This is a genomic window from Flavobacterium mekongense (genome assembly GCF_047038255.1).
Classification (GTDB): Bacteria; Bacteroidota; Bacteroidia; order Flavobacteriales; family Flavobacteriaceae; genus Flavobacterium; species Flavobacterium mekongense.
On sequence record NZ_CP174374.1, the window covers coordinates 276,717 to 289,775 of the forward strand.

Sequence of the window (13,059 nt, forward strand, 5' to 3'; positions counted from 1 at the left end):
ACTTCAGCTTATAGTCTTTTCTTTACTTTTATAAAATGAAAAAGAGCATCTATCTGTTTTGGTTAATTTTACTTTGTACTTCAAATTACGGCTACACAGTCTGTAAGAGTATTGCTCTCATTCAACCCATCACGAATGTTGCCCCAACTCTAATCGCGTCCGGAAACCAAGTTTACTGCCCGGGAACATCCATGAAAATTGTTACTAATATGACCATCACAGACCCTGATGATACCGGTATCGATGCGATTTATATCCAAATTTCCTCCGGATATGACCTTGGAGAAGACTTGCTAACCTTGACAGGCACTCATCCGAATATTACAACTTTATGGAATCCCACAACCGGAACGCTAACCCTTAGCGGCGTGAGTGGGCAACCAACTTACGTAGAACTGATTGCAGCCATCAAAGACATAGAGTTTTCATCTAGCGCAGCCAATCCCTCGGGAATTAGAAATTTTTCCATTTCTGTCGGACAAGCCAATTACCTTCCGTCTAACGGACACTATTACTTGTACATTCCCAACATCGGCATAACATGGTCGGCAGCCAAAATAGCAGCACAAAACAGTACTTATTACGGACTACAAGGCTATTTAGCCACAATAACTTCAGCGGAAGAAGCACAAATTGCCGGTGAGCAAACCACCGGTGCAGGATGGATTGGAGGCAGTGACGAGCAAACCGAAGGCATCTGGAGATGGATGACAGGCCCGGAAAACGGCACCGTCTTTTGGAACGGTAATTTTACCGGTTTTACCCCTAACTATGCATTTTGGAATACCGGTGAACCCAATAGTTCGGGCGATGAAGATTATGCTCACGTTACCGCTCCGGGCGTTGGTATTCCGGGCTCATGGAATGACTTATCCAATACAGGCTCTTCCAGCGGGGACTATCAGCCCAAAGGATATATCGTAGAATATGGTGGCATGCCGGGTGATCCTGTTTTAAACATTGCTACCAGTACTACGATGACCATTGCATCTATAACCTCATCGGCTACAGCAACCCGCTGTGGGACTGGTTCGGTTGTTTTACAAGCCATTTCAAATACAGGAACGGTTAATTGGTATGATGCTCCTACCGGCGGTAATTTACTTGGCAACGGCAACTCATTCACAACACCTCCAATAAGTAACACTACCGTCTTTTATGCCAGTGCCTTTTTAGCCGGTTGTACTACAAGTTCCAGAACAGCCGTTACGGCATCCGTAATTCCTAAACCACAACTGACCTATACCTCACCATATGCAATGTGTGAAGAAAGCTTTGAAGTAATTGAGGTACAAACCACTGCCGGTATATTGTTTTGGTATGATAGCCCAACCGGTACAACACCTATTTTTTTAGGGACCAACTTTTTAGTCCCTAACATCAATCAAGACACTACTTATTACGCGCAAGCTGATTTTAACGGATGTTTATCGGATAGGGTTCCGGTTGTTGTTGATGTTTATCCTAACCCGATTTTAGCAGACGAAACTATCGAACTTTGTGAAGGCGAAACCATCCTATTAGACGCCGGAAATCCCGGCATGACATACTTATGGTCAAATGGCGCCACAAGCCAAAGCATCATGTCTGATGGCCAAACGAATTACGCTGTAACTGTTACAACTCCGGCACCGGAAAGCTGTTCAAAAACCAAAAACTTCACAATTGCTTACAATCCGGACCCTGAAATTTCCAACGTTGAAACGAATAATTTAGAAGTTATCATTCACACGGTCCAAAACGGAAATTTTCAATATTCTTTGGATGGTATTAACTTCCAAAACAGTAATACTTTTATGGTAACTGAAGGAGGATTGTATATGGCTTATGTCAGAGAACCTAACCAATGCGGTGAAGACCAAAGACCTTTTGTAGTAATAGCCATCCCGGCCTTTTTTACGCCTAATAATGATGGCATAAACGACCGGTGGTACATCAAAGGTATGTCTTATTTTACCAATGCTGAAGTAAAGATTTTCGATCGTTTCGGCAAATTAATTACGGTTTTAAATAATGCTAATCCTTCATGGGACGGCACTTTTAATGGAGAACTTTTACCTTCAACAGATTATTGGTTTGTGGCTAAAATAGAAGGGTTGATGCCCGAAACCAAAGGACATTTTGCTATGAAACGCTAACTATTGTATCTTATTTCGAATTTCTTCCAACACAAACACGTAGTCTTCCTGATTGTTTAAGAAATCGCGATTGGTCACGTCTATAATCAAAACATTGAGGTTTTTTTGCGATTTGATGTAATCCAAATAGCCGTTATTGATTTTTTCCAAATATTCCGCCGGAATTTCCTGCTCATAACTTCTGCCTCTCGTTTTGATATTGGCCAAAAGACGTTCCGTACTTTGGTATAAGTAGATATACAAATCAGGCTTCGGCATTTCTTTGTAGATGATGTCAAACATCGTTTTGTACAAACGAAATTCATCTTCCGCCAAAGTCACTTTCGCAAAAATCAACGATTTGAAAATATGATAATCGGCTACTATAAAATCTTTAAACAAATCGAATTGCGCTAAATCATCGGAGATTTGCTGATACCTATCGGCCAAAAAAGACATTTCCAGCGGAAAAGCATAGCGACTTTGATCTTCATAAAACTTCGGCAAAAACGGATTATCGGCAAAGCGTTCCAAAACGGTTTTCGCGTTAAAATCCTCCGCTAATTTATTGGTCAAGGTAGTTTTTCCGGCGCCGATATTGCCTTCGATAGCAATGTAATTAAAATGGTCTAACTTGATTTTGGCTATCGGGATTTCCAAATTTTGCAACACTTTACAGTTGCTTTTGTCTTCGGACAAGACTAACAATTCATGCAAATATTTTTGTAAAATCGGATGACGCCAATCCAAGTTTAAATCGCGCATCGGCAACAACACAAACAAACGATTCTGCATTTGCGGATGCGGTATTTGCAATTTTTCGGAAGCGATGATTTCTTCATCGTAAGCAATTACATCAATGTCAATCATTCGGGCTTGGTAACCGGCTACATCTTCTCGAACTCTGCCCAAAGCTTCTTCCAACAATAGCACTTCTTCCAAAATCTGATGGGCCGATTTGTGCGTATTCATCACCACAGCACAATTGTAAAACGGCTCGCTTTCAAATCCCCAAGAAGGTGTTTCATAAAGCTTGGAAACCTTGATAATAGTGCCAATTTCTTTGTGCAAACAATCGATGCAATTCTCTATATTTTCGAGACGATTGCCTTGGTTGGTTCCTAAAGATAAAATGACTTGATGCTGCTTATTCATAGAAGCACAAATTAACTAAAACTATTTCAGACTATCGGCAAAAACTACCCGACTGTTAATAACATTTTCTCAACAATTTAAATACTTGGAAATCATAAAACTTCTATAAATAGTAACTGTTTTGTGCGAAAAAGGCATTATTTTTGTTTGGTCAATGCGTATCTAAATCTGTCCTATCATGTTAAAGAAAATCCTTAAAATTGTCGGTGTTATTTTGTTGCTTTTAGTGGTTTCCGCTTTTGCAATTCCGTATTTCTTTAAAGACCAAATTAAGGCTAAAATCGAAAAAGCCATCAATGAAAAAGTCGATGCTAAAGTCGCTTTTGCCGATGCCGATTTGAGTTTGTTTAAAAACTTTCCGAACGCCAGCGTGACTATTGAAAAATTATCCATCGTAAACAAAGCACCGTTTGAAGGCGATACTTTAGTCGCTTTTGACGAATTGCATTTGAAAATGGCAATCGGACAATTGTTCAATAGCGAAAATGAACCGATGCAAATTGACGGCATCGATTCGAAAAACGGCTTAGTCAACATCATCTTCAACAAAGACGGTGTTGGGAATTTCGACATCGCTTTGAAAGAAGATGAAAAACAAGCCGATGACAGCAAAAGCAAACCGCTTTCGTTGAAAATCAAAGAATATTCGATTGAGAATTTCAAATTCAAATACTACGATGAGCGCTCTAAAATAAAAATGGTTTTAGACAGCCTCAACCACGAAGGCACAGGCGATTTTGCGGCTGCTAAACTCGATTTGACGACCAAAACCACTACTAAAGTTTCACTGGATATGGACAAGGTAAACTATATGAGAAACGTTGCCATTTCATTGGATGCGATTTTGGGTATCGATCTAGACCAAAGCAAATACACTTTTAAGAAAAACGAAGCTAAAATCAACGAATTACCGCTGAAGTTTGACGGATTTATCCAATTGGCAGACGACGGACAAGTATATGATTTGACGTTTCAAACGCCAACTTCCTCGTTTAAAAATTTCTTGGGCTTGATTCCGGCGCAATATGCGGCCAATTTGAAAGACGTTACTACTAACGGAGATTTCACCGTAACCGGTTTTGCCAAAGGAAAATTAACCGATACTACTGTACCTAAATTCAACATTGATATTGCTTCTAACAATGCTTCCTTTCAATATGCGAATATGCCGAAATCGGTTAGAAATATTGTTATCGACACCAAAATCATCAATGAAACCGGGTTGATGAACGATACTTATGTCAATTTAGACAAACTGTCTTTTCAAATTGATCAAGATGTGTTTAATGCCAAAGCCAATATTAAAAACATAGCCGAAAATGCCTTGGTCAATGCCGAACTCAAAGGCACCATCAACTTGGCGAATGTAACCAAAGCTTATCCGGTAAAATTAGACAAACCGTTGACCGGAGTATTGAAAGCCGATGTAAAAACGGAATTCGACATGCAATCGGTAGAGAAAAGCGATTATGCCCGTATCAAAAATGCCGGAACCATAGATTTAACCGGATTTAATTATACGGATGAAAACGATAAAACCATGAAAATCAGTCGCGCCTTGGTATCTTTTGATCCGAGTCGTGTAAACCTGAAACAGTTCAATGCCGTAACCGGAAAAACCGATTTAGCGGTAAATGGGGTGTTGGAGAATTTCTATGGATTCGTTTTCAAAAACCAAGAGCTGAAAGGCAACTTCAACTTACAATCGAATCGGTTAGCGGTCAACGATTTTATGACTACAGAAGCCGATACCAAAAAAGAAACGAAAGCCGCTGAACCGATGAAAATCCCGGCCTTCCTGAATTGCTCTTTAACCGCTAAAGCCAATACGGTTTTATACGACAATTTGGTGTTGAAAAATGTTTCGGGCAAAGTGATCATAAAAGACCAAAAAGCGACTTTGGAAAATGGAAAAACCGATATTTTCGGGGGTTCGATTGCCTTTAACGGCGATGTTTCCACCAAAGAAAAAACACCAAAATTCAACATGGATTTAGGATTAAACGGCGTTGACATCATGCAAACCTTTACCCAATTGGATATGATGAAAAAAATTGCCCCGATTGCCGGTGTGATTAACGGAAAACTAAATTCCAAAATCAAATTGTCCGGAAACTTGAACGCGACCGAAATGACCCCGGATTTGAACAGTTTATCGGGCGATTTGTTGGGACAATTGCTTTCGACTACAGTGAATTCGAGTAATTCAACTTTGCTGACGGCTTTGGATGACAAACTGAATTTTGTGGATTTGAAAAAACTAAACCTCAACGATTTAAAAGCCGCTGTAACTTTTAAAGACGGAAAAGTCAACGTAAAACCTTTCGATTTAAAATACCAAGACATCAAAGTAACCGTGGCCGGAACCCATGGTTTTGACCAAAACATGAACTACAATTTGAAGCTGGATGTTCCGGCGAAATATTTGGGTACAGAAGCCAATAATTTGCTGGCGAAATTGTCTCCTGCCGACGCCAAAAAAGTAGAAAACGTTCCGATTAATGCCCTATTAGGCGGTAATTTTAAAAACCCAAAAATTACTACCGATGTGAAGCAAGCTACAACCACTTTGGTCAACAACTTGGTCAAACAACAAAAAGACAAAATTACTTCAGGGGTGAAAGAAGGTGTGAATTCGATTATTGCTAACGCTACCAAACCGAAAAATGACACTACCAAAACGGACGTGAAAACGGATGTAAAAACCAAAGCCAATAACCTGCTGAACGGTTTGTTGAACAAAAAGAAAAAAGAAGCACCGAAAACAACTGAATAGCGATTTTAGATTAACGATTTAAGATTTAAGAATTTTAATGCTGCAATCCTAAATCGTTAATCCAAAATCAATTATATCGATATCTTGACCACATAACCTTCAAAAGTCCGAACGTTAAAAACTGTTCCATCTTCAAACAGTAAGTACTGACCTTTAACGCCGGTGAGTTTTCCGGAAAAGTTGGGCGACTTGTCTAAGTTTAAGCTACTCACTTTGGTTGGATATTGTAAAACCGGATATTGCAATTCGTATAAATCATCTTTCGTAGAAAAGAAAAACTCTTGCACTTCGGTTGGAATAAGGCTTTCTAATTTTAGGCGTTCAGCCATCAAATCTACCGAAGGCACATCATTCTTGAGCATCTTTTGCCAATTGGTTTTATCGGCATAATGGTTTTTCAGGGCAACTTCGGTAATACCGGCCAAATAGCGATTCGGCACTTCTACAATCGGAATGGCTTGTACAGCGCCTTGGTCTATCCAACGGGTTGGTACTTGGGTTTTGCGGGTTACGCCGACTTTCACTTCACTCGACAAAGCCAAATATACGATATGCGGTTGCAATTGAACTCTTTTTTCATATTCCAAATCTCGGTCCTCGATGTCTAAGTGCGCGGTACTCAATTCGGGTTTCATAATCCAATCGCCAGCCGCAGCAGAACTCATAAAGCAATCATAGCAAAACCCCTGACGGAAAATCTTTTTCTTTTTACCACAATTCAAACATTGATAACCTTGAAAAGAAATCTCCATCGATTTGTCTAACAACTGATTTAAGCTTAAAAAACTGTTCTCAAACACCAAATAGTATTGGATTGGGTTAGAGAATTCGGTTTGCATTTTGGTTAAAACCCCTTCGTATGTCATGTCTGTTTTTAAAAATATTGCTATATTTGGTAAAGTTATAAATCCTAAATCGCAATTCCTAAATCCTAAATAAAAATGCCGTTTCCGATTATTAATTCTATCGCCTCTTGGGTTTTGAAGCAGCGCATTCATCAGATCGAGTTGTTTTTAAAATATCCGAATGAAGTTCAGAATGAGTTGCTGATGAATTTAATCCGCACCTGCGACGAAACGGTAATGGGGAAAAAATACGATTTCGAAAGCATCAAATCTTATGAAACTTTTGCCGAACGCATTCCGGTTTCTTCCTATGAAGACTTAGAACCGATGATTGAAGAAACGCGCAAAGGCTATCAAAATGTTTTTTGGAATACACCAATCAAGTGGTTTGCCAAATCGAGCGGCACAACGAATGCCAAAAGTAAATTTATCCCGGTAAGTAACGAAGCTTTAGAAGATTGTCATTACAAAGCCAGCAAAGATTTGTTGTGCATGTATTTGAACAACAACGAAAATTCGGAAATGTTTTTAGGGAAAAGTTTGCGTCTCGGCGGCAGTTCGCAGATTTATGAAAACAACAATACGTTCTTCGGTGATTTGTCGGCCATTCTGATCGAAAACATGCCGATGTGGGCCGAATTCAGCAGTACGCCCAGCAACAAAGTTTCTTTGATGAGCGAATGGGAAAGCAAATTGACCGCCATAATCAACGAAACCAAAACCGAAAACGTGACCAGTTTTGCCGGTGTTCCTTCTTGGATGTTGGTCTTGCTGAACCGAATACTAACCGAAACAGGTAAAGACAACTTGTTCGACTTATGGCCGAATTTAGAAGTGTATTTCCACGGAGGCGTAAGTTTTGAACCGTATCGCGAACAATACAAAAAAATACTGCCGAAAGCCGATTTCAAATACTACGAAATCTATAATGCTTCCGAAGGTTTCTTTGCTATTCAAGATTTGAATTACTCCAACGATTTGTTGTTGATGTTGGATTACGGCATCTTCTACGAATTTATCCCGATGGACACTTTTGGCACACCCAATCAAAAAATTGTGCGTTTGGCTGATGTGGAATTGTTTAAAAATTACGCCATGGTCATCACTACCAATGCCGGTTTGTGGCGTTACATGATAGGTGATACCGTTCGTTTTACTTCTTTGAGTCCGTATCGGATTCGCGTTTCCGGCAGAACCAAACACCACATCAATGTTTTTGGCGAAGAGTTGATGGTGGAAAATACCGATACCGCGATTGCCAAAACTTGCTCGGTACTAAACTGCGAAGTAATAGATTATACTGTGGCTCCGATTTTTATGGAAGGCAAAGAAAAAGGCGCACACGAGTGGATGATTGAATTTAAGAAACAGCCGGAGGATTTGGCTTTATTCCAAAAAACCCTAGACGAAAACATTCAGTCTGTTAACTCCGATTACGAAGCCAAGCGCTACAACAATATGACGTTGAATCAACTCAAGATTAACGTAGCCCGAGAAAACTTATTTTACGATTGGCTCAAAGAAAACAACAAATTGGGCGGACAACACAAAATTCCGAGATTGTCCAATCAACGTGACTACTTGGAACAATTGAAAGCCATGCAACAAGGTGTAAATACCAAATTTTAAAAATTTAAAAACCTAAATTGCAAATGAAAAAAACCTTTGTTTTACTACTACTTTCTTGTATTATAACTTCTTGTGGCCCAAAAAGATTGGGTTGCGGACCAGGTCGTTGTGACCTTGAAAAGCCAACGCAAAAAACCGAACTTTTAAAAAATATTTGCTAAAAAATTCATTACAGTTGTAACATTTCTTTGGTTGATTAGTCTTACGAGTAATCATCAATCACTCAAACTTTGGGAATGAAGTTTGAAAAAAAATTAATCACCAATGAAATCACTAAGTATTGCCTTGTGCTTGCTGGCGACTGCCTTTACTTTTGCACAAGAAACGCCCAAAGCTGAAGACAAAAAAGCTTCAGAAAACCCCAACGAATTAAAAGAAGTTACTATTTACGGTAACAAAAAACAATACCTAAAAGTCGAGTCCGACAAAACCACTATCAGCGTTCGCGAAAACCCAATGCTCAATAGTGGCAGTAGTTTGGAAGCCGTAAAGAAAATCCCGGGCGTTATTACTTCACCAACTGGAAGCATCACCTTAAACAGTCGTGGTGTGACCATTTATATCGATGGTGCACCAAGTACTTTAAGCGGCAATGATTTGCAAAACTATTTGTCTACGCTACCGGCCAATGCCATTGAAAAAGTGGAATTGATTTACAATCCCGGTGCTTCGTTTGATGCCGATGCCAGCGGTTCGATTATTAATATTGTTACCAGTACCAAACGCAAAAAAGGATTGAATGCCAGCTTTAACATCAATTACAATTTCAATCAGTACCAAAAACCAAGTCCGCAAATTCTACTCAACGGTAAAGTGAAAGAGTTGAGTTGGCAAACCATGATTGGCTACAATTATATGGACAGCGAAAACAACAGTAGCAACGACCAAATATTTACCTCTTTTTCCCCGAATGAAAGACTGTTTCAAAAGAATTTTGCACAATTTACCAACCGAAACTTCTATTGGAGAACCGGTACCAACTACAAACTAAGTGAGCGATCAAATTTATTATTGAATTACAACCTCAACTTGGGTAATGACCGAATCACCGGAGACGCCAGCACAGCCGGAACCGGCATTGATTTTACCAACAATAGTTTGTCGAAAATTAAGAACAGTAATAACGAATTGAGTTTGCAATACAAAACCAAGTTAGACACCATAGGCAGAACCTTGGATGTTATTGCCTACAGCAACTTTTTCAATCGAAACCCGAATACGGTTTCCAATGGCCAAAACAATGGAGCATCAACTTTTTATAATGGTAAAATCGATTTCAATTTAACGAATTACTATTTAAAATACGATTTTGCTATTCCATTTAAAAAGTTGGATTTGTCCTTGAACACCGGTGGAAAATACAATTACATTAAAGTAAACGACAAAGGAATTTACAACTTGAATTCGCCTGTGAACAGCGTAATCGATTTTGATTATACCGAAACCAATTTGGCCTTTTACGTGGAAGCCCGAAAAAAAATCAAGAAGTTAAGTCTGACTGCCGGATTGCGTTTTGAAGATTACAAAGTAGACCGATTGGCCGTTCAAGACGGCAATGAAACCGAAGTTGATTTTACCAATTCCAACTTCTTCCCGAATGCCAGCGCTTTATATGAGTTTAGCGAAAACATGAATGTATCGGCTTCGTACTCTAAGAAAATTTTCCAAGCGGATTACAATGTATTAGACCCGAATAATTTTGCCAACTTTGACCAATACAACACTTCACAAGGAAACCCGTTTTTGGATCCGGCGTTTTTTGACAATTTCGAATTGAAACTGACTGCTTTCCAATTTGTGAGCTTGGGTGGAAATTATACCATTGCTCGCGACAGAAACAATTTTATTTTCACCGCTGAACCGGGAGAATTGGTGAGTAATCAAACCTTCCAACAGTTTGACAAAGTAAAAACGATGAGTTTGTTTGCTTCGTTCCCTGTGCCTTTGGATTACTTCTTTAAAAGCAAAGAAGAGTTCCAAAAGCGCATGAACAATATGGACAAGATGAATTACATTTTCTTTAATGTGAATTATATCAAAACCACAACAGAAGGCTATGATTTTTCGTTTGAAAACAAACCGATTTGGAACTATTCGGCTCAGGCGCAATTTATCTTGCCTTGGGACATTAAAAATACCATGTCGTATTTCATTTTACCGAAAGGTACATGGGAAATCTACCAAATTACCAAACCGATTCAGCAATTTGACATTTCGTTCAATAAAGATTTCTTAAATAAAAACCTAAAAATTGGGTTGCATTGCTTTGACGTGTTCAACAGCAATGAAGTAAATGCTCTAGTTTCTTCCACCAATTTGGAAACCAAGTTTTACCAAAAACAAGATTCCAGAACCTTCAGAATATCGTTAACCTATAATTTTGGTGACTTGTCTTTGAAGAAAGAGAACACCAACATCAACATCGAGAAGACCAACTCGGGTGGAGGATTCCTAAAATAAATTGGTTATAATTAGTAAACGAAAAATCCCTCAGCTGAGGGATTTTTCAATTTTAAGACGCTATTTCTAAACGTTTCAATAAGTTTTTGGTCAGCGCATCGTGCGTATAATCCAAATCGATGTGGAGTTGTTTTTCCTCCGAACTTGGCAAGTCATACATCGCATCGGTCAATATGGCTTCGCATAACGAACGCAAGCCGCGGGCACCGAGTTTGTACTCCAACGCTTTGTCAACTATGTAATCTAAAGCCTGGTCGGTAATGGTGAACTTCACCTCATCCATGGCGAATAACTTTTCGTATTGCTTGATTAACGCATTTTTCGGTTCGGTTAGAATGGCGCGTAATGTGGCTTTGTCTAAAGGATCCATGTGTGTTAATACCGGCAAACGACCAATGATTTCCGGAATCAAACCAAAATCTTTGATGTCTTTCGGGATGATGTATTGGAGCAAATTGTCTTTGTCGATATTATCCGTGTTTTTCGAAGTGCTGTAGCCTACCGCTTGGCGATTCAATCGTTTGGAAATGATTCGTTCGATCCCGTCAAACGCACCACCGGCGATAAACAAAATGTCTTTGGTATTGACTTCCACGAATTTTTGGTCCGGGTGTTTTCGGCCACCTTTTGGCGGGACATTCACCACGGTGCCTTCAAGCAATTTCAACATGGCTTGTTGAACCCCTTCTCCGGAAACATCTCGGGTAATAGACGGATTATCGCTCTTGCGGGCAATTTTGTCAATTTCATCAATAAACACTATACCTCTCTCCGCTTTGGCTACATCGTAATCGGCGGCTTGCAGCAAACGGGTTAAGATACTTTCCACGTCCTCGCCCACATAACCGGCTTCGGTTAAAACAGTCGCATCTACTATAGCCAACGGAACGTCTAACATGCGCGCGATGGTTTTAGCCACTAAGGTTTTTCCGGTTCCGGTTTGGCCTACCATGATGATGTTGGATTTTTCAATTTCCACATCTTCCTCATGTTGGAGTTGCATTAAACGTTTGTAGTGGTTGTATACAGCTACCGACATGACTTTTTTGGTTTGGTCCTGTCCGATTACGTATTGGTCTAAAAACGCACGGATTTCTTTGGGTTTTTTCAACACCAAATCGACCGATTGTTTGACGGCATTTCCTTTTAATTCCTCCATCACGATGCCATGCGCTTGTTCGATACAACGATCGCAGACATGTGCATTAATCCCGGCGATTAATAAATTGGTCTCCGGTTTTTTCCTCCCGCAAAAGGAACATTCTAAAACTTGTTTTGCCATTATTTTTTTAAGGTTCTAAGATTCTAAGGCTCTAAGTCTCTAAGGTTTTTGATTGCTCAGCACCTCAGAACCTTAGCGCCTTAGCGCCTCAATATTATCTTCTTAACACTTCATCAATCATTCCGTACTCTTTGGCTTCATCGGCTATCATCCAATAGTCGCGTTCCGAGTCTTTGTACACTTTTTCGAAAGGTTGGCCTGAATGGTGCGAAATGATTTGGTACAATTCGTCTTTCAGTTTCAACATTTCTTTTAAGTTGATTTCCATATCGGAAGCTACGCCTTGTGCACCGCCTGACGGTTGGTGAATCATGACTCTGGAATGCGGTAAAGCCGAACGTTTTCCGGCCGCTCCGGCACACAATAATACCGCGCCCATAGAGGCAGCCATACCCGTACAGATAGTTGCTACATCGGGTTTAATGTACTGCATGGTATCGTAAATGCCGAGACCGGCGTAAACGCTTCCTCCCGGAGAGTTGATATAAATTTGGATATCTTTAGAGGCATCAACACTTTCTAAGAACAACAATTGCGCTTGGATGATGTTGGCCATATAATCGTCGACACCCGTTCCCATAAAGATGATTCTGTCCATCATTAAACGCGAAAACACGTCAAGTTGCGAGATGTTTAATTGACGCTCTTCAATAATATAAGGTGTCATGCTTGCTACGATTTTATCGTAATACAGACTGTTTACGCCGTGTTTTTTGGTCGCAAACTTTTTAAATTCTTTTCCGTAGTCCATTTTAGATTTTGGTTTAAAAGTTTATGAGTTTAAAAGTTTAAAGT

General features: G+C 39.7%; 8 protein-coding genes. 4 read left to right on the top strand and 4 right to left on the bottom strand.

All coding sequences use genetic code 11. The features are described 5' to 3' along the window. The first annotated feature begins 209 nt into the window (after positions 1–209). Entirely contained in the window at positions 210–2,138 is a 1,929-nt protein-coding gene (locus ACJG85_RS01105; RefSeq protein WP_412476727.1) for a T9SS type B sorting domain-containing protein, read from the top strand. Here ACJG85_RS01105 and folK read toward each other — a convergent pair whose 3' ends face one another. Further along, positions 2,139–3,272 carry a 2-amino-4-hydroxy-6-hydroxymethyldihydropteridine diphosphokinase gene (folK, locus tag ACJG85_RS01110; protein ID WP_412476728.1) on the bottom strand — a complete coding sequence of 378 codons (1,134 nt, stop codon included), beginning with the start codon at positions 3,270–3,272 and terminating at the stop codon, positions 2,139–2,141. It abuts the gene before it with no gap. A 178-nt stretch (positions 3,273–3,450) separates the two neighbouring features. Between folK and ACJG85_RS01115 the strand changes: the two genes are divergently transcribed. Beyond that, positions 3,451–6,048: an AsmA-like C-terminal region-containing protein gene (locus tag ACJG85_RS01115; protein ID WP_412476729.1), complete on the top strand. Its 2,598-nt coding sequence runs from the start codon at positions 3,451–3,453 to the stop codon at positions 6,046–6,048. 71 nt (positions 6,049–6,119) lie between these two features. Here ACJG85_RS01115 and ACJG85_RS01120 read toward each other — a convergent pair whose 3' ends face one another. Next, positions 6,120–6,914, bottom strand: coding sequence for a DUF2797 domain-containing protein (locus ACJG85_RS01120; RefSeq protein WP_412476730.1), 795 nt, complete (start codon positions 6,912–6,914; stop codon positions 6,120–6,122). 75 nt (positions 6,915–6,989) lie between these two features. Between ACJG85_RS01120 and ACJG85_RS01125 the strand changes: the two genes are divergently transcribed. Both ACJG85_RS01125 and ACJG85_RS01130 read left to right on the top strand, forming a co-directional pair. Continuing rightward, positions 6,990–8,522: a GH3 auxin-responsive promoter family protein gene (locus ACJG85_RS01125; protein WP_412476731.1), complete on the top strand. Its 1,533-nt coding sequence runs from the start codon at positions 6,990–6,992 to the stop codon at positions 8,520–8,522. Positions 8,523–8,786: 264 nt separating this feature from the next. Then, entirely contained in the window at positions 8,787–10,982 is a 2,196-nt protein-coding gene (locus ACJG85_RS01130) for a TonB-dependent receptor domain-containing protein (RefSeq protein WP_412476732.1), read from the top strand. A gap of 52 nt (positions 10,983–11,034) precedes the next feature. On the opposite strand, the gene clpX is transcribed toward ACJG85_RS01130, so the two are convergent. Together clpX and clpP are read right to left on the bottom strand one after the other, a co-directional pair. Then, the gene (gene clpX / locus ACJG85_RS01135; RefSeq protein WP_412476733.1) at positions 11,035–12,264 is read right to left on the bottom strand and encodes an ATP-dependent Clp protease ATP-binding subunit ClpX; all 1,230 of its coding nucleotides are present in this window, start codon (positions 12,262–12,264) and stop codon (positions 11,035–11,037) included. 94 nt (positions 12,265–12,358) lie between these two features. Beyond that, positions 12,359–13,015 (bottom strand): ATP-dependent Clp endopeptidase proteolytic subunit ClpP, encoded by a 657-nt coding sequence (gene clpP / locus ACJG85_RS01140; protein ID WP_409676276.1) that lies wholly within the window; start codon positions 13,013–13,015, stop codon positions 12,359–12,361. Positions 13,016–13,059: the final 44 nt, after the last annotated feature.

Bases quoted from the DNA above. Each gene is read 5' to 3' on its own strand.
- folK (WP_412476728.1), bottom strand. From the start codon at position 3,272: ATGAATAAGCAGCATCAAGTCATTTTATCTTTAGGAACCAACCAAGGC.
- ACJG85_RS01130 (WP_412476732.1), top strand. From the start codon at position 8,787: ATGAAATCACTAAGTATTGCCTTGTGCTTGCTGGCGACTGCCTTTACT.
- ACJG85_RS01120 (WP_412476730.1), bottom strand. From the start codon at position 6,914: ATGACATACGAAGGGGTTTTAACCAAAATGCAAACCGAATTCTCTAAC.
- clpX (WP_412476733.1), bottom strand. From the start codon at position 12,264: ATGGCAAAACAAGTTTTAGAATGTTCCTTTTGCGGGAGGAAAAAACCG.
- ACJG85_RS01125 (WP_412476731.1), top strand. From the start codon at position 6,990: ATGCCGTTTCCGATTATTAATTCTATCGCCTCTTGGGTTTTGAAGCAG.
- clpP (WP_409676276.1), bottom strand. From the start codon at position 13,015: ATGGACTACGGAAAAGAATTTAAAAAGTTTGCGACCAAAAAACACGGC.
- ACJG85_RS01105 (WP_412476727.1), top strand. From the start codon at position 210: ATGACCATCACAGACCCTGATGATACCGGTATCGATGCGATTTATATC.
- ACJG85_RS01115 (WP_412476729.1), top strand. From the start codon at position 3,451: ATGTTAAAGAAAATCCTTAAAATTGTCGGTGTTATTTTGTTGCTTTTA.